This is a genomic window from Campylobacteraceae bacterium (genome assembly GCA_013215945.1).
Lineage (GTDB): Bacteria > Campylobacterota > Campylobacteria > Campylobacterales > Arcobacteraceae > NORP36.
This window is the reverse complement of sequence record JABSOM010000004.1, coordinates 59,586-85,477: the sequence shown is the minus strand read 5'-3', so window position 1 is coordinate 85,477 and position 25,892 is coordinate 59,586. Positions and strand designations below refer to the sequence as shown.

Annotated in this window: 27 protein-coding genes; 22 read left to right on the top strand and 5 right to left on the bottom strand. The window is 27.7% G+C overall.

Annotation, left to right across the window (positions count from 1 at the left end; translation table 11 throughout):
- Position 1 precedes the first annotated feature (1 nt).
- Positions 2 to 565 (top strand): bifunctional precorrin-2 dehydrogenase/sirohydrochlorin ferrochelatase, encoded by a 564-nt coding sequence (locus tag HRT41_05400; protein NQY23445.1) that lies wholly within the window; start codon positions 2 to 4, stop codon positions 563 to 565.
- On the top strand, positions 556 to 1,182 hold the full coding sequence (locus tag HRT41_05395) for a Crp/Fnr family transcriptional regulator (protein ID NQY23444.1): 627 nt from the start codon (positions 556 to 558) through the stop codon (positions 1,180 to 1,182). Before HRT41_05400 ends, HRT41_05395 begins: the two co-directional genes overlap by 10 nt.
- A gap of 6 nt (positions 1,183 to 1,188) precedes the next feature.
- Here the strand turns inward: HRT41_05395 and cobA are convergent, their stop codons facing one another.
- A complete protein-coding gene (gene cobA, locus HRT41_05390) occupies positions 1,189 to 1,914 on the bottom strand; it encodes a uroporphyrinogen-III C-methyltransferase (GenBank protein ID NQY23443.1) in 726 nt (241 codons plus the stop codon).
- A gap of 252 nt (positions 1,915 to 2,166) precedes the next feature.
- Between cobA and moaA the strand changes: the two genes are divergently transcribed.
- The 12 genes from moaA (at position 2,167) to HRT41_05330 (ending at position 13,943) form a co-directional block, all read left to right on the top strand.
- Complete coding sequence (moaA, locus tag HRT41_05385; protein NQY23442.1) at positions 2,167 to 3,135, top strand: GTP 3',8-cyclase MoaA; 969 nt, start codon at positions 2,167 to 2,169, stop codon at positions 3,133 to 3,135.
- Between the two features lie 82 nt (positions 3,136 to 3,217).
- On the top strand, positions 3,218 to 3,490 hold the full coding sequence (rpsO, locus tag HRT41_05380) for a 30S ribosomal protein S15 (GenBank protein NQY23441.1): 273 nt from the start codon (positions 3,218 to 3,220) through the stop codon (positions 3,488 to 3,490).
- Positions 3,491 to 3,794: 304 nt separating this feature from the next.
- Entirely contained in the window at positions 3,795 to 4,733 is a 939-nt protein-coding gene (locus HRT41_05375) for a DUF2860 family protein (GenBank protein NQY23440.1), read from the top strand.
- Positions 4,734 to 4,903: 170 nt separating this feature from the next.
- Positions 4,904 to 5,311: a hypothetical protein gene (locus HRT41_05370; GenBank protein NQY23439.1), complete on the top strand. Its 408-nt coding sequence runs from the start codon at positions 4,904 to 4,906 to the stop codon at positions 5,309 to 5,311.
- Positions 5,301 to 5,933, top strand: coding sequence for a hypothetical protein (locus tag HRT41_05365; GenBank protein NQY23438.1), 633 nt, complete (start codon positions 5,301 to 5,303; stop codon positions 5,931 to 5,933). The genes HRT41_05370 and HRT41_05365 overlap by 11 nt, the downstream gene beginning before the upstream one ends.
- Positions 5,930 to 9,007: an efflux RND transporter permease subunit gene (locus HRT41_05360; GenBank protein NQY23437.1), complete on the top strand. Its 3,078-nt coding sequence runs from the start codon at positions 5,930 to 5,932 to the stop codon at positions 9,005 to 9,007. The genes HRT41_05365 and HRT41_05360 overlap by 4 nt, the downstream gene beginning before the upstream one ends.
- Entirely contained in the window at positions 9,007 to 9,723 is a 717-nt protein-coding gene (locus tag HRT41_05355) for a hypothetical protein (protein ID NQY23436.1), read from the top strand. The genes HRT41_05360 and HRT41_05355 overlap by 1 nt, the downstream gene beginning before the upstream one ends.
- On the top strand, positions 9,723 to 10,895 hold the full coding sequence (locus tag HRT41_05350; protein NQY23435.1) for a TolC family protein: 1,173 nt from the start codon (positions 9,723 to 9,725) through the stop codon (positions 10,893 to 10,895). The genes HRT41_05355 and HRT41_05350 overlap by 1 nt, the downstream gene beginning before the upstream one ends.
- A 94-nt stretch (positions 10,896 to 10,989) precedes the next feature.
- Complete coding sequence (locus HRT41_05345; protein NQY23434.1) at positions 10,990 to 11,799, top strand: AraC family transcriptional regulator; 810 nt, start codon at positions 10,990 to 10,992, stop codon at positions 11,797 to 11,799.
- A gap of 206 nt (positions 11,800 to 12,005) precedes the next feature.
- Positions 12,006 to 12,407 carry an Rrf2 family transcriptional regulator gene (locus tag HRT41_05340; protein ID NQY23433.1) on the top strand — a complete coding sequence of 134 codons (402 nt, stop codon included), beginning with the start codon at positions 12,006 to 12,008 and terminating at the stop codon, positions 12,405 to 12,407.
- Entirely contained in the window at positions 12,404 to 13,453 is a 1,050-nt protein-coding gene (locus tag HRT41_05335; protein ID NQY23432.1) for a phosphoesterase, read from the top strand. Before HRT41_05340 ends, HRT41_05335 begins: the two co-directional genes overlap by 4 nt.
- A 61-nt stretch (positions 13,454 to 13,514) precedes the next feature.
- Complete coding sequence (locus HRT41_05330) at positions 13,515 to 13,943, top strand: CoA-binding protein (GenBank protein NQY23431.1); 429 nt, start codon at positions 13,515 to 13,517, stop codon at positions 13,941 to 13,943.
- 3 nt (positions 13,944 to 13,946) lie between these two features.
- Here HRT41_05330 and HRT41_05325 read toward each other — a convergent pair whose 3' ends face one another.
- Together HRT41_05325 and hsrA are read right to left on the bottom strand one after the other, a co-directional pair.
- Positions 13,947 to 15,242 carry a HAMP domain-containing histidine kinase gene (locus HRT41_05325; protein ID NQY23430.1) on the bottom strand — a complete coding sequence of 432 codons (1,296 nt, stop codon included), beginning with the start codon at positions 15,240 to 15,242 and terminating at the stop codon, positions 13,947 to 13,949.
- An 11-nt stretch (positions 15,243 to 15,253) separates the two neighbouring features.
- Positions 15,254 to 15,946: a homeostatic response regulator transcription factor HsrA gene (gene hsrA / locus HRT41_05320; GenBank protein NQY23429.1), complete on the bottom strand. Its 693-nt coding sequence runs from the start codon at positions 15,944 to 15,946 to the stop codon at positions 15,254 to 15,256.
- 301 nt (positions 15,947 to 16,247) lie between these two features.
- On the opposite strand from hsrA, the gene HRT41_05315 reads away from it, so the two are divergent.
- Both HRT41_05315 and fbaA read left to right on the top strand, forming a co-directional pair.
- A complete protein-coding gene (locus tag HRT41_05315) occupies positions 16,248 to 17,057 on the top strand; it encodes a peptidylprolyl isomerase (protein NQY23428.1) in 810 nt (269 codons plus the stop codon).
- Positions 17,058 to 17,068: 11 nt separating this feature from the next.
- Positions 17,069 to 18,136 carry a class II fructose-bisphosphate aldolase gene (gene fbaA, locus HRT41_05310; protein ID NQY23427.1) on the top strand — a complete coding sequence of 356 codons (1,068 nt, stop codon included), beginning with the start codon at positions 17,069 to 17,071 and terminating at the stop codon, positions 18,134 to 18,136.
- 19 nt (positions 18,137 to 18,155) lie between these two features.
- Here fbaA and HRT41_05305 read toward each other — a convergent pair whose 3' ends face one another.
- Positions 18,156 to 18,539 carry a biopolymer transporter ExbD gene (locus HRT41_05305; GenBank protein ID NQY23426.1) on the bottom strand — a complete coding sequence of 128 codons (384 nt, stop codon included), beginning with the start codon at positions 18,537 to 18,539 and terminating at the stop codon, positions 18,156 to 18,158.
- The gene (locus HRT41_05300; protein ID NQY23425.1) at positions 18,536 to 19,012 is read right to left on the bottom strand and encodes a MotA/TolQ/ExbB proton channel family protein; all 477 of its coding nucleotides are present in this window, start codon (positions 19,010 to 19,012) and stop codon (positions 18,536 to 18,538) included. Before HRT41_05300 ends, HRT41_05305 begins: the two co-directional genes overlap by 4 nt.
- 47 nt (positions 19,013 to 19,059) lie before the next feature.
- Between HRT41_05300 and HRT41_05295 the strand changes: the two genes are divergently transcribed.
- The 6 genes from HRT41_05295 (at position 19,060) to HRT41_05270 (ending at position 25,809) form a co-directional block, all read left to right on the top strand.
- The gene (locus HRT41_05295) at positions 19,060 to 19,971 is read left to right on the top strand and encodes a 1-aminocyclopropane-1-carboxylate deaminase/D-cysteine desulfhydrase (GenBank protein NQY23424.1); all 912 of its coding nucleotides are present in this window, start codon (positions 19,060 to 19,062) and stop codon (positions 19,969 to 19,971) included.
- Between the two features lie 65 nt (positions 19,972 to 20,036).
- Positions 20,037 to 20,552 carry a shikimate kinase gene (locus HRT41_05290; GenBank protein ID NQY23423.1) on the top strand — a complete coding sequence of 172 codons (516 nt, stop codon included), beginning with the start codon at positions 20,037 to 20,039 and terminating at the stop codon, positions 20,550 to 20,552.
- A gap of 1 nt (position 20,553) precedes the next feature.
- Positions 20,554 to 21,846 (top strand): histidinol dehydrogenase, encoded by a 1,293-nt coding sequence (gene hisD / locus HRT41_05285; GenBank protein NQY23422.1) that lies wholly within the window; start codon positions 20,554 to 20,556, stop codon positions 21,844 to 21,846.
- A gap of 76 nt (positions 21,847 to 21,922) precedes the next feature.
- Complete coding sequence (locus tag HRT41_05280; GenBank protein NQY23421.1) at positions 21,923 to 22,819, top strand: polyprenyl synthetase family protein; 897 nt, start codon at positions 21,923 to 21,925, stop codon at positions 22,817 to 22,819.
- A gap of 2 nt (positions 22,820 to 22,821) precedes the next feature.
- On the top strand, positions 22,822 to 24,093 hold the full coding sequence (locus HRT41_05275) for a glutamyl-tRNA reductase (protein ID NQY23420.1): 1,272 nt from the start codon (positions 22,822 to 22,824) through the stop codon (positions 24,091 to 24,093).
- Positions 24,094 to 24,102: 9 nt separating this feature from the next.
- Positions 24,103 to 25,809, top strand: a complete 1,707-nt coding sequence (locus tag HRT41_05270) for a proline--tRNA ligase (GenBank protein NQY23419.1) — start codon at positions 24,103 to 24,105, stop codon at positions 25,807 to 25,809.
- The last annotated feature ends 83 nt before the right edge of the window (positions 25,810 to 25,892 follow it).

Below are 25,892 nucleotides of genomic sequence, written 5' to 3'. Positions count from 1 at the left end.
CATGTCTTATTTTCCTATGTTTTATTCTTTAGACAATAAAAATATTTTGTTAATAGGCGGTGGGTATATTGCTTATGAAAAGCTGGAAAAACTTCTTGATTTTACAAAAGATATTGATATTATATCTCCATTATTAAATGATGATATGAAGAATAAAATTAAAGAATATGATTTGCCTTATAAAAAAAACAAATATGAAGTAGGGGATTATAAAAACTATGACATCATAATTGTAGCAGTTGATGATTTTGATGTTCAAAAAAGTATTTATGAAGAAACACGTAATACTTCTTGTTTATGTAATTGTGTAGATTTTGCAAAGTATTGTGATTTTATTTTCCCCTCTTATGTTAAAAAAGAGGACTTAGTTATCGCAATTTCTACTTCAGGTAGCTCTCCTGCTTTAGCAAAAGCTCTAAAAGTATATATAAGAAATAAAATCCCTTCAAATATAACAGAGTTCTTAAAAGAAATGAAAAACTTAAGAACTTCGATGCCAAAAGGAAAAGAAAGAATGAATTATTTTGAAGAAAAAGTTAAGGAGTATTTAAAATCATGGAATTAAAAAATATTTTTTTATTTGAAGGTTTAAGCAAAGAGACTATCAAATCCATAGAAAACATTTCACGTATTGAGAAATTAAACAAAGGAAATATTCTTTTTTATGAAGGAGATGAACCTAAGTATTTGCATATAGTTCTTAAAGGAACTATTAAATTATATAAAGTAACTTCTAGTGATAAAGAGTTGGTTCTTAAATATTTTCATGAAGATCAAATGATAGGTGAATTTGCAAACTTTGAGAATATGACTTTTCCTGCTACTACTGAAGCAATGACACAAGCAGATGTTTTAAAAATTGATTTTGAAGCATTTAAAAAAATAATGTTATCTAATGTGGACATTGTTATGAGAATTCAATCTTCTTTAATAACTAAAATTAAGAACTTGCAGAATATTATTTTTATGAACTTAATTTTAGATACAAAACAAAAAGTTGCTAAGTATATAGTAGATAATAAACAAGATTTTTTTACAACAAAAAACGTATTGATTGCTCAAACGTTGAATATGACACCAGAAACCTTATCTCGTACCTTAAAAGTATTTAAAGACAGCAATTTAATTAATATTAGTAAAAAAACAATGAATATTGAGATCTTAAAAACCTATTATATGTAAATAGGTTTATTTAAACCAATTAAGTTCTTTTCTTAAATTAACTACTTCTCCTACTATTATAATAGAAGGACTTTTTGCTTTTTTTGACAGCTGTACAATTGTTTCCAGCGTGCCTACTAAAACTTGCTGTTTAGAAGTTGTTCCATCTGTAATAATAGCACAGGGATAAGAAGGTGGTTTTCCTATGTCAAGCAATTTATTTACAATAAGTTGAATATTGTGTAAACCCATTAAAAAAACAATGGTTTCATTTTCAACAAAAGAAGACCAATTAATATTGGCAACATCATTTGAACTTTTAGTATGCCCTGTTACTACTCTAAACGAAGGGGTGATTCCTCTATGTGTTACCGGAATTCCTGCATAAGCTGGAACTGAAATAGCTGAGGTAATACCTGGTATTATTTCAAATTTTTGATTTCTTTGTACTAAATACAAGGCTTCTTCCGCCCCTCTTCCAAATACAAAAGGATCTCCACCTTTTAATCTTACAACATGTTCATATTTTAAAGACGCTTGATAGATGATTTCATTGATTTCATCTTGAGGAACTTTATGATTGTCTTTTTCTTTTCCAACATATACTAATACTACATCTTTTTTTGCATATTCTAATAGTTCAATATTTACCAATCTGTCATAAATAATAATATCCGCTTTTTTTACTATTTTTAAAGCTTTAACTGTTAATAAATCAATATCCCCAGGACCTGCTCCTGTTAAATATACCATTGTACATCCTATGTTTTTTTGTATTATAGCCTATTTTTTATACATAGTTTTTGCTAAAATGTTTAAAAAGTAAACAAAAAAGTTATTGGGTAAAAATAAACATTGCTCTTAATCAAGATATAAAAAAATCTTAATGGTTATAATGAAACAAATATAGTAAATAAAGAATTAAGTCAAAAATTATTGACCAAAATAAAAATTAATTAAGCAAATTTATAATATGCTTAAGATACAAAGAATATGGAGAATATGATGTTAATAGATGGACATGGTAGAAAAGTAGATTATTTAAGAGTTTCAGTTACAGAGCGCTGTAATTTTAGATGTCAATACTGTATGCCCGAAAAACCATTTTCATGGGTTCCTAAAGAAAACTTACTTTCCTATGAAGAATTATTTGAGTTTATTAAAGTCGGAATTGATGAAGGAATAAAAAAAGTTCGGATTACGGGAGGAGAACCTCTTTTAAGAACGGGTTTAGATACTTTTTTAAAAATGATTTATGATTATGATCCCAGTATTGATTTGGCTTTAACTACCAATGGTTTTTTATTACCACGTGCGGCACAAGCCTTAAAAGATGCTGGATTAAAAAGAATCAATATTTCACTTGACTCTTTAAAACCAGATGTTGCGGCTAAAATAGCACAAAAAGATGTATTAAAAACAGTATTAGCAGGAATACAAAAAGCAAAAGACTTGGGGTTTAAGATTAAAATAAATTGTGTTCCTATGAGGGGCTACAATGAAACAGAACTCATAGATATTTTAGATTTTTGTAAAGAAAATGGTTTTGAGGTTCGTTTTATTGAATTTATGGAAAATAAACATGCCCATACAGGTGCAAAAGGTTTAAATTCACAAACAATACAAGACATAATTGCGAAAAAATACTCTTTTACGCTGGTTCCACGAACTGGACCTTCTCCTTCTCAAGGATATGCCTTGGATGATGGTTATGTCTTTGGGATTATTGAACCACATAAAAGTGATTTCTGTGACTCTTGTAATAGAATACGCTTAACTGCAAGTGGTGTATTAATTCCTTGTTTGTTTTTTGAACAATCTCAAAGTATCAAAGAAGCGATTCAAAACAAAGATATTAAAAAAGCGGCTGCTATTTTAAAAGATGTTCTTGCAAATAAACCAGAAAAAAACAATTGGAATGATGGAAATGACAATGAAGTTTCATCAAGAGCTTTTTACGAAACGGGAGGATGATTTAAACAGAATTTAAGTTGTCTTAGATATAATATCGCTCCACTAAAATTTAGTGAGATTATATACCTATTAGGAGGTCATTATGGCTTTAGATAAGGACGTAAAAACAAGTATAATTGTTAAGCATCAAAGAAATGAAAAAGATACAGGTTCAAGTGAAGTACAAATTGCAGTTTTAACTAAACAAGTTGCAGTATTAACTGAACATTTAAAAATCAATAAAAAAGATCACTCTTCAAGATTAGGTCTATTAAAAATGGTTGGAAAAAGAAAAAGACTTCTTAAGTATTTAAGAAAAACTGATTATACTAAATTCTTAGCACTGGTTGCTGATTTAGGAATCAGAGCTAAATAATTTTATTTAGTTTATAAAAAAGCTTACAAGTTAACTTGTAAGCTTTTTTTTTGCCAAAAATAAAATCTGTTTATTCCCTAGCAAACTCATACTACACCATCCCGTATTCTAAATCACTGCATCTAAGCTCACAGAATAAAGAATCTTATTAAACAAACTTTTTATATGAATAAATTACATCGCTAATATAATTCATTTAAATAGCAATTTTGGAAAAGTATTTAAACGTATTTTATTATAGACTTATTTTCAATATCCAGCAGGCATGTTTTTGTTTGCTTAATATATTACAAAAGGATTAATAATGATTAAGAAAAGTATCTTTGCTTTAGTATTATGTACAAATATATTGTTTGCTCAAAATGAAGTAAGTGGAAGCCTAGGTCTTAGTCTTGGCAAGGTAAGTATACGCGATAATTTTTATAGTACGAAAGACAATGACAAAATAAGTACTTTAAATAAAAAAGCCAAAAAAATTGATGAAAATATCATTTTTCCCTTACTCAACTTAGAATATGGCGATTTTTATTTAAATGGAAATATTAACGAACAAAGTATAGGTTATTCTTGGACTAAAGATAATGCAGTTTATATAACAAGCAAGGGTTTAGGTATAAAACAGTCTTTTGAAAATAATATGTTTTATAGTCTTGATTACAAGCTTGAAGATGTTTATATCAATCCTTATTCTCTGAATATTAAAAGAAAAAGTAAGAATGCAAAGCTTATAGAACTAAGTTTAGGGAAAAAAGGAATATATAATTTTCTAGATTTAACGTATCATTTTAAAAAGATAAACATAAATGATGAAGTAAATAAAAGTGAGAAACAAAGTGGTTATAGTAATGAAGTAAATGTAATGGCCACCTTATTACAATTTAATCAAAACTCTTTTGGTGCTATGGGTTTTATTTTAGGAAATGGGATATTTGATGGCAATAGTAATGATTATAAAAAAGTAGGTTTAAAATATGAAATGGAAATAAATTTTTTAAATACTCATAGAATAGCATTAGAAAATATCTATGAAGTCTATACCTATGATAAAAAAAATTCTTATTTTAATAAGGAAAGAGATGAAAAGGTTTTTTCATTAAAAATTAATTATACTAAAAGCAATTTTTTGAATTATAAAAACCTAGTATTCCATACAGACTATATTAGCAACACACGAAACTCAAACATAGCTTTTTTTCAAAGTAATACGGATATTCTTCTTATCTCTCTTGCTTATACTTTTTAAACAAAAATATTCTTTAAAAATAGTGCAGGTCTGTACTATTTTTAATTTACTTCTTTTATTATATTACTTTAATAGCAGTTTTGGAAAAGTATTTAACGTTATTTTTTCATACAATCATCAAACACATATTTCCCACATAAAAAAGTATTAACATTAATTAAAGGATAAAATTGAAAATCAAAATTATTATATTCATTTTCATCTCTGTAATTTTTATCTCACTACTAGAAGAAAACAATTATGAGATAAGAAACTTGAACTTTGTTCACAAGAGTGAAAAAATAGAGGGTAAATTAATATTGCCTTTAAATAAAAACTTATTAAGCATATTTGCAAGCGATGATGAGAATATAGATATCAATGAAAGTATTCGCGTATTAAAAAAAGAACTTATAAATCTTAATAATTTTTCACTAAAAGTTTTTGATAAAAGCCAACACGCAATGCTCAAAAATAAATATTTCAAAAATACAAAGTATGATTTATGGTTTTTATTTAAACCAAATATATTAGGAACTGATGCTTTTGTTGATGGTTATGAAGAATTAATAATTAACTGGATAAAGAATGAAGTGTAAAACTATATATGGCCTTAAACACCTGCTTCTTGTACTTATTTTCTTTACACATATCGAAGCTAAAGATAAACAATATTTAGAATACATATTACAAAGTGAAGGAAAAATAATTGGAAAAATGACAATAGTGGAGAAAGAAAATGAGTTGATTACAAAGATGACTATTAACATTTCTTCTGTCTTTTTTACTTATTTTTATACTTATATCGAAAAATCTTTTTATAAGAATAAGGAATTAGTATCTTTTGAGATTATGGAAAATGATGATGGAAAGATAAAAAAAATAAAAGCTTTAAAAAAAGGTAATCACCTTGTATATTCAAATGAGACAATATTAGATATTAAAGGTATTGATGTATCTGCTTTTAAAATTAACAAAGAGTTTTTAGCGAGAAATATAGGTAAAAAATCATTTACAATAAAAACCTACGATGCTTTTGAAGCAAAAAAACTGCAAGTACATTACACCTTAAAAAATAAGAATAACAAAAGTTATACTTTTGAAGTATTAAACAGCAGAAAAGAAAAAGAGCTTAGAGTTTATACTAAAAATGCAGTTTTAATTTATTTTGAAAATGATTTTTTTCAAGCTTCTCTGCTTAAAAAAGAGGAGTATAAGTGATAAGAATAGTAGATTTTTTTTTAAAACGGACAAAACTAAATTATTCGCTGTTTCTAATTTTAATTCTTGCAGGTTTTTTTGCCTATGGAAAAATAGCCAAAGATGTGTTTCCTATTATTAAAATTGATAAAATTATTGTAAGTGGTTTCTATACAAATATTAGTAACGATGCTTTAAATAAGATGGCTGTAATTCCCCTTGAAAACGAATTAAAAGCCTTAGACGGAATTCAAAAAATTGAATCTTATATTTCACAAGGAAGTTTTACAATTGTTTTGACTTTGGAGGAATACTCAAATGAAGCTAAAGTTTTAGACAAAACGAAAAATATTATTTCTAATGCAAAATCTGATTTGCCCTCAGATATGAAGGAACCAAGTGCTTATACAACAGATTGGAAAGCACCTTTGCTAAATGTTATTTTTTCTTCTAATTCAGTATCTAAAGATAAATTAATTACTTTTGCAGATGAAATTAAAAATAAACTCTTATTGTTAAATAATGTTTCAGAAATAATACTTTTTGAAGATACGAAAAAAGTATTTGAAGTTATTTTTGATAATAGAAAAATAGAACTCTATAATCTTGATAAAAATATTTTATTTGAAGAAATAAAACGCTTGTCTAATATATTTCCTATTGGCCAGATTGATGATGAAAAAGAGAGTTATTTTTTATCCAATATAAATGGAAAAAAAAGTGTTGAGGCTTATTTAAATACCTTATTAAAAATTGATGATAAAACAATATATCTAAAAGATATATCCAGAGTTGAATATAAACGTAATGAAGAGAAAGTTATTTCAAAAGTAAATGGTAAATCAAATGTGCAATTGGCTATGTATAAGAATAATAAAGCAGATGCAATAATTTTAGCAAAAGAAGTCAGAAACTATGTAAATAACTTAAATCAAAAGCATCAAAACATTAATATATCAATTATTGAAGATTCTTCTGTATTAATAAAAAATAGGCTTAATACTATTGTCTCAGGGATTTTGTTTGGTTTGATTTTGGTTTCTTTGGCTTTATATATTTTAATAAATAAAAGAGTTGCTTTTATTGTTGTTTTAGGAATACCTACTGCTATTTTGTTTGCATTGGTATTTTTGTCTTTTACTTCGTATAGTATTAATATGATTACCTTGATTGGTGTTTTATTAATACTAGGAATATTAGTGGATGATGCAATTATTATTGCTGAAAATATACAAAGACATATTGTTTTAGGTGAAAATAAATTGCAAGCTACAAAAGAGGCCTGCAAAGAAGTAATGCTTCCTGTTTTGGCTTCCTCTTTAACAACTGTTTTTGCTTTTTTGCCTATGATGGTATTGACAAATGAATTGGGTCAATTTTTAATATTGATTCCTGTATCTGTTGTTATTCTAATGATTGCTTCTTTAATAGAAAGTTATATATTTTTGCCCATACATGCTTTGCATATTTTGAAAAAAGAAGATAAAGAATTAGATTGGAGTAAAGCACTAAACTTTTATTCAAGTTTTTTACATAAAATCATTGATTACAAAAAAACTTTTCTATTATTATTTATAGTCCTTATTCCTCTTCTAACAATATTTTTAGCAAGTAGCATGAAATATAATTTACTGCCAGAATTTGACTCTAATGAAATCAATATAGATGGCAGTTTTAAAAAGAATACCAAAGTAAATGAAACATTTGAAAAAAGTAAAATATTTGAAGAAATTTTATTAAAGCATAAAAATGAATTGTTTATAAAAACAATTTCTTATGGGGTTGGATATAAAGTAAGTGAAGATGATTTTACCTTAAAAGAATCATTTTTTAACTTTCAATTAGAACTATATGACAAAAAACCTGAAAATTTTATGGAAGAATATATATCTCCTTTTTTGGCATTAAACAAAGATGATAGAAAAAAAATAAGAGTTTTGAGTGATGAAGAAATTATTGAAAAAATAAAGAACCTTTTTAAAGAGCATAAAACTGATGCTTTAAAAACACTTACAATGTCAAAAGCGGAAACAGGTATTACTGATAATGATATAGAAATCTTATTAAGTTCTAAAAATGAGAAACTTTTAAATCAAGCAAGTAAAGAAATTGAGCAAAAACTAAAAGAAATAAAAGGTGTAGGTTCTGTAAACAACAATACAAAACTTGGAACAAAAGAATTAAAATTAAAATTGAACTCTTATGGCGAGAGTTTGGGGTTCAATGAAGAAATATTATTCAATAGTTTAAGACCCTCTTTTTCAAAGTCTGTACAAAATAAGGGCTTAAACAAAGAAGGTATTTTTGATCTTATAAGTTATGATGAAAATAAAGACGATATAAATATGTTGATTGCGTATGAACTAAATATTCCAAATACAAATAAAAAAATATTTCTAAGTGATATCTGCGATTTTGAATTTAAGAATACCTTTGAGTTTATAGAGAAAATAAACCAATACGAAGTAAAAACAATAAGTGCAAATGTAAATAATAAAATCATAACAGCAATAGAAACGCTTGATTTATTGAACACTACTTTGGATAAATATAAAAAACTTGGTGTGAAAATTATGCTAGAGGGGGAAAAAGAACAAAATGACAGAATGTTAGAAGAAATGAGTATGGCTTTTTTACTAGCGTTACTTTTAATATTTTTTACCTTGTTATTACTTTTTAATTCTTTTAGACTCAGTTTTATGATTTTAGCATTAATCCCTTTTTCTTTTTTAGGCTCCCTTTTTGGACATTTAATACTTGATTTAAATTTATCCCTAACTTCTATAATTGGGCTTCTTGGTTTGGCTGGTGTTGTTGTAAACGATGCTATTGTGATGTTAGAGTTTGTACGACATAGTACAACAGTTGAAGAGGTCATAACAAGAGCTAAATTAAGGTTACGACCCATTTTAATTACTTCTATTACTACTTTCTTAGGTTTGATTTCTTTAATCTTTTTTGCAAGTGGACAGGCCAAAGTATTACAACCTATTGCGGTTTCTCTTGGTTTTGGGCTCTTATGGGGAACTGTTTTAACACTGGTTTTTTTGCCAACATTTTTTGTTTTGGTATTTAAAATAAAAAAGGAAAAATAATGAAAAAAATACTTTGCCTAATACTTATTGTTATGTATTGTAATGCTAACATTTATATGGGAAAAATTGAAGCGTATAAAAAAATTGAAGTAAGGTCTCAAATAAGTGGAGTGGTTGAATATGTGCAAGATAAAAAAATATTTTCAAATATTCAAGAGCAGGAATTAATATTAAAAATAAACGATAAAGATCAAAATATAAATATTAAATTTTTAGAACAACGTTTAAAAACACAAAAGAATATTGTAGAAATAAAAAAAGACAAATATATAAAAAAATCCAAAATTAAACAAATCAGTATTTATGATAAAAACAACGAAAAACTAGCTTTTTTTGAAAGTTTACAGGAATTAAATACTTTAGAAAAAGAAATGGAAATAGAAATAAGAACTAAAGAAAAAAAACATTTTTATTTAGAAAACACCTATTTAAGTAAAATTTATTTTGAAAAAGGATCTTATGTTTCACAAGGAGATTTATTATATGAAACCTATGACCTAAAAAAAGAAAGAATTGTTTTGTATCTAAGTTTTAAGGCTTTAAACAACATAAAGGAAAAAAATATTTTTATCAATGGAGAAAAATCGCTGTATAAGGTTTTTCATATTTCTAGATTAAAAGATGAAATAAGAGTTTCTACACATAAAATTATTTTATACAAAAAAAGTAATAAAAAGACTACTTTTGGAAAAGTAGTAAGTGTGGAGTTCAAATAATGAGAACATTAATACTTTTTTTATTTATAAATGTTGTTTGTTTTTCACAAGAAATACTAAGCCCACAACAAACTGAGATATTAAACGATAAGAATAAAATCAAACAAAATCAAGCAGATATACTAGAACATTCTTGGATAAACCCTGTGATATTTGAAGTAGATTTATCAAAAAATAAACATATAAATTCTAGTGCAAGCATGAAAAATAAAAAAATTTTTATTAATATTGAACAAGATATTTATAAAAGTGGAGGTATTACTAAAACAATAGATAAAGCCAAAATACTTAAGAAAATAAGCACTCTGGAATATATAAAAAATCGAAGAATCCTAGAATCAAATATTTATGAAATGGTATTAAATTTAAGTAAAATTGATTTACAAATAGAAAAAGTAGAATATTTTATTTCTAATAAAAACATAGATATACTTAAACAAGAAAATATGTACAAAAATGGTTTATTGGAATTATTTGTTTTGGATGAAAGTATTATAGAAGTAGTAGAACATAAGAATGAAAAAGAAGATTTATTAATTAAAAAAAACAGCTTATTATTAGAACTTGCATCTATATCTAATGAAAATTACAAAGATATAGACGTAAGTCAAAACAGAATGGTTTCATTTGATATTTTTATGAATAACAATATTAATATTAAAGTAGATGTTTTAAGCTACGAAAAAAATGGTTTAGATCGTGAAATAACAGCATCTTTATTTTTGCCAAAAATATCAGCCTATGCTACTTATGGTTATGAAAATATGGAAAGAGAAAAAAATGATACTTTTTATTCTTATGGTTTAAAACTTAATATTCCTTTTGATTATAATAGTAAAAAAGAACGTGCTGTAAAAAATATCTCTTTTAAATTGGCTGGTAAAAAATTAGCAGAAAGAAAAAAAGATGAAATTCTTTTTTATAAATATATCAAAGAAGATATAAAATTAATAAATAACAAAATAAAAAATAGTGTGAAGATCTTAAGAAAATATGAAAATATTTTTTTAACAGTGAAAGAAATGCATCACTATTCTTTAAAAACAGTAGACGATGTAAATAGAATGTTGAATACTATCAAAATCAATACCTTGAAAATTAAAATTTTGACAATAGATAAAAAGCTCATCATAAACAAAATATATAAAAAACTAAAGCCTTATAATGAATAAAAAGAATAGTCGTAAAAATGTTTAAAACAAAGCAAGTTTGGAAAAGTTTTAATTTTTCTATCTTGTTATAATTTATCAAGTTTTAGGAGAGAAATTGAAAAATACATATAAAGAGACTATGTTTAAAGTGTTAAATGAAATTGAAGAAAATTTGGAATATGTTGAAATCGAAGACTTGATAAAGATTTCTGGATATTCATATTTTCATTTTCATCGTATTTTTTTGGGATGTACAGGAGAGAGTATTAAAAAATACATTAAACGCCTTAGAATGCAGGAAGCTGTAATGAAGTTACAATTAAAACAAGGAAGTATTACTTCTATTGCAATGAATTCTGGCTTTAATACCGCTTCGTCTTTTAACAAAGCTTTTAAAAATATGTTTTCATGTTCTCCTAGTGCTTATATTAAAGAATCGAATAGATTCTTACAGGATATTAAAATGATTGAACCTATCAAAATTGAAAAGATAAACGAGTTTGAAGTATATTCTTTACGTCACCTTGGGGATTACATGAAATGTGATTCTGCTTGGGAAAAATTGGTATATTTTGGTGTTAGTAATAAAGTCTTAGATGATGATACTAGATGTTTTGGCATTACCTACGATGATCCAGATTTTGTAGAAATAAATAAACTAAGATACGATGCTTGTATACAAAAAAATAAGGATGTAGCTCTTAAAAATGATATTAAGATTTTAACAATTGGGGGAGGAAAGTATGCAAAATTTCTTCATAAAGGTTCTTATAAAAGTTTAGCTACTACGTATATATCAATATATGGGTCGTGGATTAAAGAAAACAATATAGAACTAAGAAATGAAGCTCCTATTGAAGAATATACTGTAGCTGATGTAAAAGATCAAGATTTAAGAACAGAAATATGGATTGCTATTGTTTAGTTATACTTAAGCCTGAAGAAAGTCGATTTTTTTAGGCCTAAGCCTTTAGTCTTTAATGTACCCTTCTAGTCTCTTTTGTTATTCCTATCAAAGATATCTCTGTTATCAAGTTTTTATCATGTATGGCCTTAGATATTGTTTACTTATGTAATTTGATTGAGTTTCGCTATAATGTTATAAATTTAAGAATATAAATTAGGACCAAAATGTTATTAACCAAAAAAAGTGAGTATGCACTTCTTTCTTTAGTTTCTATTACTAAAAGTGATAAAGCAAAGAATGTAGATGAATTATCAAAAGAGCTCAATATCCCTAAGTCTTTTTTAGCAAAAATAATGCAAAACTTAGCCAAAAATAAAATCGTTATTTCTCAAAGAGGTGTTAACGGTGGTTTTATTTTAGCAAGAGCACACGATGAATTAACTATTTTAGAGATTACTACTGCTGCAGAAGAGCGAATTCCTTCTGTTTTTGAGTGTTCTCACTCAATTCATGATTGTCCCACTGATATAGCAAGCACTTGCACTATCTGGCCTTTATTAAGTAACCTACAAGGTAAAGTAAATAATTTCTTAGAAGAATTAACGCTTAAAGATCTTACTTCATGAAACTTTTTCATATTTCGCATACCGATTTAGATGGTTACGGTTGTCATATGTTGACGCAAGAACATTTTAAAACAGGAACATTTTTAAATGCTAATTATGGTCAGGAAGTAAAATTGGCAATTAAAAAAGTTTTAGAAGAAATTAAAAATGAAAACAACGAGAGTGTTCTTTTTTTGATTACAGATGTTAATTTAACATCAGGGGAAGCTAAAGATTTAGATAAAGAAGTATCTGCTTTAAATAAAGAAGGCAAAAACATTGAACTTCAGCTTTTAGATCATCATGGAACAGGACAAAAAAGCGCAGATAAATATGACTGGTATTTTTTAGATACCAAAAGATGTGCAACTAAAATTGTTTATGAATATTTGCAAGATAAATTTCAAGCTTTTGATGAAAATGAAAAAAAAATATTAGATCCTTTAGTAGCTGCTATTAATGCTGTTGATATTTGGTTAGATGATGAAGTAGATAATTTTGAATTTGGAAAAGTACTTTTAACAATGATTTCTAAGGTGCGAGAAATTAATAATATTCTTTTTGCAAAAGAAAACAGAGACTTTAGAATTTATTTATTAAAAGAAGCGGGAAAATTAATTAACGAAAAAAATGCAGCCATTGTTTTGGATGAAAAGATTTATTTTTTAAAGAAAAAATACTTACAACAAGATGCTAAAAATGACACTATAGATAATTTATCATCTAAGTATTTAGTTCATTGTTTAAATATTATTAAAGATGATTTAACGCTTTCTTATAAAGGCCATAAAGGGATCTTCACTTATACACTAGGGGGTATTTCTATTCCTGCAAATGCTTTTTTGAAAGCCAATACAGATTATGATTTTTTTATTGATATCTCAAGAAAAGGAAATACTTCTTTACGAGCGGATGGCAAAGTAGATGTTTCAATGCTTGCTACTAAACTAGCAAATGGTGGAGGGCATCCAAATGCTTCTGGTTGTAAATTTGATGATTTCAGAGAATCCATTAATTTAAGTGATACAAGAGCATTCTTGCAAAATAAATTAGATAAAATCTCTTAGTTAAAAAGACAAAAATAAAGGTATAATAATAAATAATTACCGATATTATTAAGGAGTTAACATGGATTATGAAGAAGCAAGTATCAACTCAAGTGAAACAGAGATTTATAGAATTTTTGAAAATACTAAAACAATTGCTATAATTGGTTGTTCTCCTAAAGAGGAAAAAGATTCTAATAGAGTTGCAAGATATTTGCAAAGTGTTGGCTTTAGAATCGTGCCTGTTTACCCAAAAGAAGAACAAATCTTAGGGGAAGATGTTTATAGATCGTTAGCAGATATTCCTTTTAAAATAGATATGGTTAATATTTTTAGAAAAGCAAAAGAAATTGATGTTATTGTAGATATGGCCATTAAAAGAGGTGATATTGATTGTCTTTGGACACAATTAGGTCTTGTTAATAATGAAGCTTGCCAAAGAGCACATGATGCTTCTATTAAAATTGTTCAAGATAAATGTACAAAAATTGAACACGCTAAAATAGTATAATACCTAGAATAAATCGCAACGAGGATTAACCAATAGCGTTAATGTAGCTATTGTTCCTTCTTGTGTATCTGTTCTGTTTTTTAAATATATTTGAGCTCCCAGCGCATCTGCTGCACTTTTTGCTAAAAATAATCCAAGCCCAGCACCACTTTGAGTACCTACTCTTTTAAAAGGAGCAAATAAATCTATGCTCTCATCAATACCACTTCCATTATCTGTAATTGATATTTCTATTGTATCTTTTCTTTTTTCTAAGCGTATTGAGATGGAACCATCATCTTGCGTGAATTTAATTGCGTTTTGTACAAAATTTTGTATAATTTGAATTAATAAGGTGGGTTGGATTAGGGTAATATATTTATTAACATTGGCATAAAACGTAATAGTAATATTTTTTTGTGAACTTAACATTCTATAATCATTGGTTTTTCTTTGCAAAAACTCAACCAAGTTTAATTCAATAGGTTTTTCAAACTGTGCACCTTCTTGTCTTCCAATATCTAAAATTGAGCTAATCATGGAGTTCATATCATTGATTTGTTTAATTGATAATTGAAGCGTTTCTTTATATCTTGATATATCTCTGTCTTTTATCAAAGTAACTTCATTTTTTAATTTCATAACAGCTAAGGGTGTTTTTAATTCATGGGCCGCACCTATGAACAACTCTTTTTTAAATTTTACAAAGGTTTGAATTTTATTGGTTAAACCATTAATAGAATCAGCCAAAGGATGAAACTCTTTTGGTAAGGATTTTTTATCAATTTGAGTCATATAATTTTCATTCATTTTTGAAAGTTTGTCATTGATTAATAGAATAGGTTTTAACAAAGTCTTAGATACTGTAACTGCATAAAAAACGACCAAAAATAATCCAAATAAAGAAATAAATAATAAATTTTGGAATATTTGATTTAACATATGCATATAAGAATTAATATTTTTTGTAATTTTAATAAAATGTTTGTTTTTTAAATCAAGGGGATATAAAATCTGCGCAAAATAATCCTGCCCATTAGAGAATCTACTGTAAGTAACCCTATCTAAGTTTTTAATTTGAATCAAATCAATTGTAACACCAGAACTACGTATTAGTAAAAAGTTATTGATATCAATTTTAGAGTTTTTACTTGTTTTTACAATGAGTTTTGCATCATTTAATAAAGAGTTTTGGATGCTTTCGTAAATAGTGGATTTCGTATATCCATAAAAGAGTAGGGATAAAATAGCAATGAACAGTGAGGTAGCTAAAATCAGTTTTGTATAAAACTGTTTATATATACTTTGATCACTGTTCATTGTTTTAGAACTTAAGCTTTAGCTTTAGCTTCTTCATCTTTTACTGGGTAACAGAATCTGTAACCTCTTCTTCTAATAGTTTCAATAGTAGAAATATTTAATGGTTTATCCATTTTTTGTCTAATTTGATTAATAGCAACTTCAATTACGTTCGGAGTAACTAATTCAGGCTCTTCCCAAATTGCGTCTAACAATTGTTCTTTAGAAACAATTTGTTCTCTGTGACGTGCTAAGTGAGTTAATACTTCAAAAGGTTTCCCTTTTAATTCTATTTCTACACCATTGTAAGTGATTTTTTCTTCATCTGGATTGATTACTAATTCATCAATTTCAATTACATTCGTTCCACCAAATCTTAATCTTGCTTCTATTCTTGCAAGTAAAATATCGAAATCAAATGGTTTTTTAATATAATCATCTGCACCAGCTCTTAAAGCTTCGATTTCACTTTCTTTGTCATCTCTTGCAGATACAACTACTACAGCTGTTCTTGAAGATCTGTTTTTTACAAGTTTACATAACTCGATACCGTCACCATCTGGTAACATCCAGTCAGTTAATACCAGATCATAGTTTCTGATATCAATAAAATAAACAGCATCTTTATAGTTTTCAGCTGCATCTACTTGATAACCAAAATCACTAAGACCCTCTTGTAATGTTCTGTTTAAAGTAATTTCATCTTCAATAATTAAAATTCTCATTTATATTTCCCTTTATTCTGATTAATCTTATACTTAAATTAAGTTTAAATTTTCCGAATTATAACATAAATTAAAAGAAATTTAAAGGAAAATTAAGCTAAATTTCAAAATTTACTCTAAGAACGATAAAAACGGCGGTCTAAGAAAAAATGAATTTGTAAAGTGTCTTATATATTACATAAAATAAAACAGATAATAATATTATTAAAAAGTAAAAATTAAGCTAAATATTAGTTTATCTCAACTATTTGTTAATATAAAATAGATACAATATCACAATTTAATAATACTAAGGATATTTATGAATAAAAGTGTGATTGGTTTTATAACAGGGCTTACAATATGTATTGCTTCATTAAACGCAGGGACTGTATATGCAACAGTAAATGGATCTGAAATTACTTCAGAAGATATTGCTTTAGTTATTAGAAACCCAAAGATTAAATTTGATAATTTGGATAAAGTACAAAAAGACAAATTGTTAAATAAACTGGTTGATCAAAAATTACTTGCTCAAGAAGCTATAAAAAGTGGAATCAAAAAAAACAGTGAATATAAAATGGCTTTGGCTAAATTAACAGAGAACTTAGCATTAGAATTTTGGGTACAAAAAAAGTTAAAAGAAATAAAAGTATCTAAAAAAGAAAAACAACAGTTTTATAATAACAATAAAAATAAGTTTGAAACACCTTTACAATTAAGTGCTTCACATATTTTAGTTAAAACACAAGATGAAGCAATAGCGCTAATCAAAGAATTAGACAAAGCTACAAATAAAAAAGAAACTTTTACTAAATTAGCAAAAAGTAAATCTGTTGGTCCTTCTGGAAAAAATGGTGGAGCTTTAGGTATATTTACTTTGGATAAAATGGTTCCTGAATTTGCAAACGCTGCAAACGCTTTAAAAAAAGGAAACTACACAAAAAAATCTGTTAAAACACAATTTGGATATCATGTAATATACTTAGACGATAGAATGCCTGCTGGATTTGTAAAATTTGAGCAAGTAGAAGCTAAAATATCTCAAAATCTTTTAGCAAAAAAGTTTAATGATTTTCTTAAAAACACAGCTGATAGTTTAAGAAAAAAATCAAAGATAGTAATTAAATAAAGGAGACAGATTTGTCTGTATTAGATATTGTAAAACCCGGTGTATTAAGTGGTAGTGAGGCTAAAAAGCTTTTTGATTATGCAAAAGAAAACAATTTCGCAATTCCTGCTGTTAATGTAGTAGGAACTGATTCTGTAAATGCCGTATTAGAAGTAGCAGCTAAAGTTAATTCACCTATTATTATTCAGTTCTCAAATGGGGGAGCTACGTTTTACGCAGGTAAGGGTTTAAAACACAAAGATGCTGGAATCTTAGGTGGAATTGCTGGCGCTATGCATGTACATGCTATGGCAGAAGCTTACGGGGTTCCTGTTATCTTGCATACAGATCATGCGGCTAGAAAATTATTACCATGGATTGATGGTTTAATAAAAGCTGGGGAAGACTTTTTTGAAAAAAATGGACGTCCTTTATATACTTCACATATGCTTGATTTAAGTGAAGAAAGTTTAGATGAAAACATTGGAACCTGTGTTGAGTATTTCAAACGTATGTCAAAAATTGATATGATGATTGAAATTGAACTTGGGATTACTGGTGGGGAAGAAGATGGAGTAGATAATACAAGTATTGATAATTCTTTATTATATACTCAACCAGAAGAAGTATCTTATGCTTATGAAGAATTGTTAAAAGTTAGTAAAAACTTTACAATAGCAGCCTCTTTTGGTAATGTTCATGGGGTTTATAAACCAGGAAATGTACATTTATCTCCTATTATCTTAGCAAATTCTCAAGCTTTCATAGCTAAGAAATTTTCTACTGCTAAAAATGAAGTAAGTTTTGTTTTTCATGGTGGTTCTGGTTCTGATATTGAAGAAATAAGAGAAGCTATTTCTTATGGTGTTGTTAAAATGAACATTGATACAGATACACAATGGGCATTTTGGAAAGGTGTGAAAGAATACGAGGCAAAAAATAGAGATTATCTACAAGCTCAAATTGGAAACCCCGAGGGAGAAGATAAGCCTAATAAATCGTATTATGACCCACGAAAACTTTTAAGAGCAGGTCAAGTTACTTTGATTGAAAGATTAGAAGTTGCTTACAGTGATCTTCAAGGTTTAAACAAAAACTAAAGCAGCTTTGGCTGCTTTTTTAATTTGGATTTGTTACTAACGCCAAATTATGAAGCTCATATTTTTGTAATAAATCCAATACTTTTATTACTTTTTCATACATCACTTTTTTATCAATTCTTACAATAATAGTTCTGTTTTTATCTTTTATTTCTTTTAGATTATCTTCTAGTGAGTTAAACGAAACACTTATTCCTTTGATAGCAAGTTTATCTTGACTTACTTCAATAAATATCTCTTCTTGAGTGACTTCCAGTTCTTTAGCTTGCGCAGAGGGCAGGGTTAGTTTTAATGCAAACTCTTCTTTTTTAAAAACAGAAGTAAGCATAAAAAATATCAAAAGAATAAATACAATATCAATTATTGGAGTTAAATCCATTCCCAGTGTTTCTCTTCTTTTCATAAAGAAAGAATCTCTTTTTTTGCTTTTAATTCTATTTCATCAATAAGTGCAATAAAATGATTGTACGAAATATGATGGGGAATGGCTACAATTAAACCAGCAATAGTAGTGATTAAAGCAATTGAAATACCATGAGCAAAAATACTTGGATCCCCTAAGCCTTGTGACGTCATTACTTCAAAAGATTTAAAAATCCCATATACAGTTCCTAATAAACCTAATAATGGGGCAATTGAAGCAATATTTTTAATATAAGTAAGACCTGTTTCTAGTTTTTTTGTATGATATTCAATTTGAATTTCCACTGTAGTGCTTTTAGAAAAATCAATTTTATTTTTTATTTTTTTAATCATAGTATTTTTTCGTGGAAGTGTTAAAAATTTCCAAATAATAATTGTAAAACCAAAAAAATTTAAAACAATAAGAACAGTAACAATAATACCACCCTTATCAATATAATCTAGTATGTCCATTTTTACTCTTTTATGATAATTTTCATTATTTTAGTATAATAGAGTTAATGAAATGCATAAACTCCCCCATAGAAAAAATCAAATACAATAATATTGATGTTTATATAAAAAGAGATGATTTATTAGACAAAGAGTTTTCTGGAAATAAAGCCAGAAAACTCTATTATTTTTTACAAAAAGATTTAAGTACTTATACAAAAATTATATCTTATGGTTCCATTCAGGCGAATTCTTTGTATTCTTTAAGTGCTTTGGCAAAAATAAAGAATTTAGAGCTAGATTATTATGTCTATAAAATTCCTTCTTACTTGAAAAACAATATTCAAGGGAATTATAAAGAAGCTCTTGTTTTGGGTGCTAATATTATAGAAATTGATTGTGAAAATATAAAAGAATATTTAATTAAGAATATTTTAAAAGCAGAAGTTACTGCGCTTTTTATTGATGAAGGTGCCAGAGTAAAAGAAGCACAAGTAGGTATTAAAATACTTGCAGATGAAATCTCTTCTTGGGCTTTACAAAACAAGATTAATAATTTAAAGATTGTTTTACCTAGCGGCACAGGAACCACTTCTTTATTTTTACAAAAATATCTTGCTTTTGAAGTATTAACTTGTGTTTGTGTAGGAGATGAAAAATATTTAAAAGAACAATTTATTTCTTTAAATAAGAATGAAAAAGAACATCCTTTTATTTTGCCTCAAAAGAAAAAATATCACTTTGGAAAACTTTATAAAGAGTTCTATGAAATCTATCAAAACCTTTTAGAACAAACACAGCTTGAATTTGAACTTTTATACGATCCAAGTGCGTGGTTATGTTTAGAAGAATATGCAAAAAAACATGAAGATGAGGCTTATACTTATTTGTATATTCATCAAGGTGGAATACTAGGAAATGAGTCAATGTTAGCACGGTATGAAAGAAAATTTCCTAAAAATACAGCCAAAAATAAGTAAAACTCATTGTATTTATATACAGCCTATGACAGTAAATTTACCTATGTTTAGATATAATCACGCTTATGGATAAAAATAATATAATATTAATTGGTTTTATGGGTGTTGGTAAAGGTACTGTTGCACGTGCAATATATGCATTAAATGGAAGCTTTTGTATTGATACTGACGATGTTATCGAAAGCCTTACGAAAACAAAAATAAAAGACATTTTTGAAAGTAAGGGTGAAGCGCATTTCCGAGCACTTGAAAAAGACTGTGCTTCGTGGTTAATTAAGAGTATTAATAATACTGTTATTTCAACGGGTGGAGGTTTTTATAAACAAGAACAGCTTAAAGAAATAGGCACAGTTGTTTATTTGGAATCTTCTTTTGATGAAATATTATACAGAATTAACAGCTCCTCCAATGCACAAAAAAAACTAGAAAAAAGACCTTTATTACAGAACTTAGAAGAAGCAAAAAAACTTTTTAATTCTCGTGTTGATGCTTATAGAAAAGTAGCTGATCTTATTATAAATGTTGAAAGAAAAGAGCCCAAAGATATTGCTTCTGAAATCTTTTCTAAATTAAGGAAATAAATTGAAAATTATAAATACTAAGGATGCAAACTTTAAAGAAGAATTTGCAAATATCTTAGCTAGGGCTAAAACAGATATCAAAGGCGTTTCTAAAGTGGTTACTTCTATTATTGATGAAATTATAGAAGATGGTAATGAAGCTTTGAAAAAACATATTTTGAAATTTGATAAGTGGGACGTAAAAGAAGATAAAGATTTAGAAATTTCACAAAGTTCTATGTTAGAAGCGTATAATAATATTGATGAAAAACTAAAAGCAGCTTTGCATATAGCATATGACAGAATCAAAGCCTATCATGAAAAACAAATTCCTAAATCATGGTTTGAATTTGAAAAAAATGGAACCATTTTAGGACAAAAAGTAAGTCCAGTTGATCGTGCTGGTTTATATATTCCTGGTGGAAAAGCAGCTTATCCTAGCTCACTTTTAATGAATGCTATTCCCGCTATTGTGGCTGGCGTTGAAGAAATTGTTGTGTGTACTCCAACACCAAATGATGAAATCAATGAGCTGTTATTAGCAGCCATGCATATTTGTGATATCAAAAAAGCTTATAAAGTAGGAGGGGCGTCTGCAATTGCTGCTATGGCTTATGGTACTGCTACTATTCCTAAAGTAGATGTTATTACAGGACCTGGAAATATTTTTGTAGCAACTGCTAAAAAACTGGTATTTGGTGAAGTGCATATTGATATGATTGCAGGGCCTTCTGAAATTGGAATTTTAGCTGATTCTTCTGCTAAGCCTAAATATTTAGCTATTGATTTACTCTCTCAAGCAGAGCATGATGAAATGGCAAGTTCTTTATTAATTACTACCGATGAAAATGTAGCAATCGAAACCTTTAAAGAAATAAAAGAATATTTAAAAACCTTAAAAAGAAAAGCAATTGCACAAAAATCTATTGATGACAGAGGGGCAATTATTGTAGCTTCTTCGATGCAAGAAGCTATTGATTTAATGAATGAAATTGCACCAGAACACTTAGAAATAATGACTCAAAATGCATTTGAACTCTTACCTAAAATTAAACATGCGGGAGCTATTTTCTTAGGTGAGAATACGCCTGAACCAATTGGTGATTATATAGCAGGTCCAAATCATACTTTACCAACAGGAAGTACGGCTAAGTTTTATTCCCCTTTAAATGTAGAAAACTTTTTGAAAAAATCTTCAGTCATTTCTTTTTCAAAAGAAGCTATTAATGAACTGGGTGAAGCCTGTGCACTTTTAGCAGATACAGAAGGTTTGGATGCTCATGCCAAGTCTGTAAGAGCAAGGTTAGAGAAATAAACCAAAGCGGTTTAGATGAAGATAAAAGTGAAGCCTAGGGCTTCATATCGAGACAATTAAATTCATAAGGCTTTAAGTGGAAGAATTAAATTTAGTAAAAGAACAAATTAAAACATATGTAATAGAATGTGAGGATGAAAAAAGCCTTTATTTATTAGACAAATTAGCAACAGGTAAAATGTTGCGTTCTAAATTAATTTTAAAAATTGCTGGAGTTAGCAATGAGAGTATCAAATTATGTGCAGTAGTAGAGATGATTCATGCTTCTTCTTTATTACATGATGATGTTATTGATGATGCAACAACAAGAAGAGGACAAGCTTCTGTAAATGCACTTTTTGATAATAAAACAGCCATAATGTTTGGAGATGTTTTATATTCAAAAGCATTTGCAGAACTTTCTTTAATGCCCAAAAAAATATCTCATTTAGTAGCAACTGCTGTTACAAAATTAAGTATTGGTGAAATGCTTGATGTTGATTTAACACAAGAGTTTAATACTTCTTATGATAAATACTTAGATATGATTTATAAAAAAACAGCTTCTTTAATAGAAGCAAGTGCTCAAGCAGCTGCAATTTTAAGTAATAAAGATGAAAAAATTTATGCCACATATGGAAAAAACCTAGGTCTTGCATTTCAAATGATTGATGATATTTTGGATATTACACAAGATTCAAAAACACTAGGGAAACCAGCTATGCATGATTTTGAAGAAGGAAAAGTTACTATTCCTTATTTATTGCTTCATGAGCGTTTAGAGAATAAAGAAGCGCTTGTTTCTTTATATAAAAAACCCTTAGATGACAAAAACATTACTTGGATTAAAAATCAAATGATAGAAACAAAAGCGCTAGAAGATTCTATTTTAATGGCAAAAAAACTGGGAAATGAAGCAATTGAAGCGTTAAAAGATGAAAATTCAATGGACCTAGTTCTTATTATGAAAGCAATGATTGAGCGTGATTTTTAAACATGAGTTATCTAAGCATTAGTTTCACCCATAAAAATACTGACATAGAAATGAGAGAAAAGCTTGCTTTCCCTGATGAAAGTGCCAGTGAACAATTTTTAAAAAAACTAAAAAACCAAGAGTCTATAGATGAAGTGATTTTATTATCAACCTGTAACAGGGTTGAAATTATAGCTTCTGTTTCTGATATTGCCAAATCGCAAGAATATGTTATTAATGCTTTGTCAAACTATTCAAATATTGAATTTGATGAATTATTTGAGCGCGCTGATATTTATGATAATGCAGGAGCTATTCATCATTTGTTTTCTGTTTCTTCTGCTTTGGATTCTTTAGTAATTGGGGAGACTCAAATAGTAGGCCAGTTAAAAGATGCCTATAGAATGGCTTTAAATAAAGGTTATTGTGATCAAGGTTTAACAAGAGCCATGAATTACGCTTTTCAATGTTCAGCAGCAGTAAGAAATGCCACTCAATTAGGTACGGGGTCTGTATCTGTAGCTTCAACAGCTGTAGCTAAAGCCAAAACTTTTTTTTCTGAAACTAAAAATATAAAAGCTTTGGTTATTGGCGCTGGTGAAATGAGTGAGTTAACCATAAGACATCTTCACAAATCAGGTTTTTCTGTAGTCCTTGTAAGTAGAAATCTAAAAAAAGCTACCTTGTTAGCTCAAAATTTTGACCAAGAAATAGAAGTTGAATCTTACGATAATATCAATGCTTTATTAAATGATATTCCTTTATTATTTACGGCAACATCAGCACCTTATCCTATTATCACGCAAGATATGGTAAAAGAGTGTTCTTTTAATCGTTACTGGTTTGATATAGCAGTTCCAAGAGATATTGACAGTATAAAAAGTTCAAATTTAGAAGTCTTTGCGGTAGATGATTTACAAGAAATTGTAAATGAGAATATGAAAATACGTGCAGAAAAAGCAAAAGAAGCTTATACCATAGTAAACAAGTATTCTAAAGAGTTTTTTACCTGGCTTAAATCTTTGGAAATTGACCCTGTTGTAAAACAAATGTATGTCAAAGCAAACACTGTAATAGAGAAAAAAATCTCTAATGCAATAGCTAAGGGTTATATTGATGCAAAAGATGAAAAAAATATTACCAAACTATGTGAAACAATTTTAAATGAATTTTTGCATGAACCCACAAAACAATTAAAAACAATATCAAAAAGCCTTGAATCAGATGCAGTATTATCAAGTATTCAAAATATTTTTGCCTTAGACAGTAAAAACAATAAAAACAATAAAAAATAGGAACAGTATATGAAATTCTCAAAAATGTTTATTCCAACAACAAAAGAAGCGCCAAAAGATGCAAGTTTAGCATCACACCAATATTTAGTACGTGGAGGTTTTATTAACCAAACAGGTTCAGGTATTTATAATTATCTTCCTTTAGGAAAAATTGTTTTAGACAAAATAAGAGCAATTGTAAAAGAAGAGATGGATAAATCTGGGGCAAATGAAGTACAGTTTGGTTTTGTTACACCTTTAAGTTTTTGGGAACAATCTGGTCGTGCTTCAACAATGGGAAAAGAATTACTGCAATTTTCTGATAGAAAAAACACAGGATATGTGCTTTCACCTACTAATGAAGAAACAGCAGTTGATTTAGTAAAAAACAGAATTACTTCTTATAAAAATTTACCACTTAATTTGTATCAAATTTATACTAAGTTTAGAGATGAAGCAAGACCAAGATTTGGTCTTATGAGGGGTAGAGAGTTTTTAATGAAAGATGCTTATTCTTTTCATGCTTCTAAAGAAGATTTAGTACGTGAATTTCACGTAATGGAAGAAACGTATAAAAATGTTTTTAATCGTTTAGGTCTTGATTTTAGAGTAGTAGCAGCTGATTCAGGAGCTATTGGTGGATCTGGTTCAAAAGAATTCATGGTTGTAGCTAATTCAGGAGAAGATACTATTGTTGTTTGTCCTTCTTGTGAGTATGGAGCTAATATTGAAGCAGCCAAAAGAACGCCTAAAAAACAAGATAAACTTGAGAGTAAAAGATTAGAAAAAGTACATACACCTGCTTTAAAAACAATAGATGAAGTAAGTGAATTTTTAAACATTTATTCTTATTACACAATGAAAGCGGTTATTAAAAAAGCAATTTATGAAGATAAAGTTGAAACAGTGGTTTTTTTCATAAGAGGAACAGATAACTTAGAAGATACAAAAGCAGCAAGTGCAATTGGGGCTTCAGAATTAGAAGATGCCAGTGAAGATGATTTAGAAAAAGCCAATTTAAAAGCAGGTTTTTGTGGAATAGTTGATTTTCCAAAAGATATTAAAGTAGTATTTGACAAAGAACTGCAAGGAGATAATAATCTTGTTTGTGGAGCAAATGAAGTAGATTATCACTATAAAAACGTTGATTTGACTTCTCTTGATTTGGATTATGTAGATTTAATTGCTGTACAAGAAGGTGATGCTTGTCCATCTTGCCAAAGTAAATTAGAATATACAAAAGGAATAGAAGTAGGTCATATTTTTCAATTGGGTTCTAAATATTCGCTTGCAATGGATGCTAAATTTTTAGATCAAAATGGAAAAACACAGCCTTTTGAAATGGGATGTTATGGTATTGGTGTTTCAAGACTGGTTGCAGCGGTAATTGAACAAAATCACGATGAAAAAGGTTCTATTTGGACCAAAGAAACGGCTCCTTTTCAAGTAGATGTAATTGTATCTAATGCCAAAAAAGAAGAAGAATTAAATGCTGGCCTTAAAATTTATGAAGAATTAAAAGAGCAGGGTATTGAAACTATTATTGACGACAGAGTTAAAGAGCGATTTGGTTTTAAAATGGGTGATTTTGAGCTTATTGGTTTTCCTTATGCAATTGTAGTAGGAAAAAAACTACAAGATGGTTTGGTTGAATTAGTAAACAGAAGAACACTTGAAAAAGAAGAAGTAAAAATAGAAGAAATAGTTTCTAAAATAAGTAATATTTTAAATAAATAATTATTTTAGATATTTTATTGATTTTTTTAGTTATAATTCTGCAATTAAAATAAAACAAAAGAGATAAATATGTTAATATTTAC